Source organism: Polaromonas sp. (genome assembly GCF_030682935.1).
Classification (GTDB): domain Bacteria; phylum Pseudomonadota; class Gammaproteobacteria; order Burkholderiales; family Burkholderiaceae_C; genus Polaromonas.
The window spans coordinates 1-1,075 of the sequence record NZ_JAUXNA010000248.1; the positions used below are offsets into that span (position 1 = coordinate 1).

At 64.5% G+C, this 1,075-nt stretch carries 2 protein-coding genes; both read left to right on the top strand.

Annotated features, from left to right (window positions below):
- The coding region (locus Q8K05_RS11430; RefSeq protein ID WP_370868835.1) for a ribulose-phosphate 3-epimerase at positions 1–390 on the top strand (390 nt) is incomplete at its 5' end.
- A 46-nt stretch (positions 391–436) separates the two neighbouring features.
- A partial coding sequence (locus Q8K05_RS11435) for a two-component system response regulator (protein WP_305246729.1) occupies positions 437–1,075 on the top strand: 639 nt, incomplete at its 3' end.

A 1,075-nucleotide genomic window follows, 5' to 3' on the forward strand; every position in this document is an offset into this window, starting at 1 on the left:
CCCGACGCCTCCGGCCACGTGCACCGCAGCGTGCAGGCCATCAAGTCCAAAGGTTGCAAGGCCGGGCTGGTGTTCAACCCGGCGGCGCCGCTGGACGTGCTGGACTGGGTGATCGAGGATCTCGACCTGATCCTGATCATGAGCGTCAATCCGGGTTTCGGCGGGCAGGGCTTCATTGACTCGGCGTTGCGCAAGATCGAGCAGGCCCGCAAGCGCATTGAGGCTTCGGGCAAGGACATCCGCCTGGAGGTCGATGGCGGCATCAAGACCGACAACATCCGCCGGGTGGCCGATGCAGGGGCCGACACCTTTGTGGCGGGCAGCGCCATTTTTGGCAAGCCGGATTACCGTGCCGTGATTGACGGTATGCGCGCGGCGCTGGCGAAGTAGGCGGCAGCGCGGTAGCGCCCGTGTGTTTTTGTAAAGGAAATGGCGCATGGAGGCGACGGCTGGCGGGACGGACACAATGGCGCCGGTGCAGGCCAGCACAGCCATGGCCTCCCGCTCGCGCATCCTCGTGATCGAGGACAGCGAGGACATCCGCTACCTGCTGGACGCGCTGCTGCGCGAGCGTTATGAAGTGATGCTGGCAGCGTCGGGCGATGCCGGACTGGCACTGGCGGTATCCGCGCAGCGGCCCGACATCATCCTGCTGGACGTGATGATGCCGGACATGGATGGCTATGAGGTACTCCAGCGGCTGGGGCGTGATCCGCGCACCGCCGACATCCCGGTGATATTCCTGACGGCTCTGGGCAGTGTCGAGGAGGAGCACCGCGGCCTGGACCTTGGCGCCACCGACTATGTGACCAAGCCCATCAGTCCGCCAGTGCTGCTGGCGCGCCTGAAACTTCATCTGGAGCGTACCGCTTATGCCCGGCGGCTGCGGGACCTGGCGCAACAGCTGTCGCGCTACCTGGCGCCGCAGGTTTACCAGTCCTTGTTTGAAGGTTCGCGCCAGGCCGAAATCCGGACGCAGCGCAAGAAGCTGACGGTCTTTTTTTCCGACATCAAGAACTTCACCGCGTCGACGGCGAAATGGCAGCCCGAAGAGGTGACCCTGCTGCTGAACAGC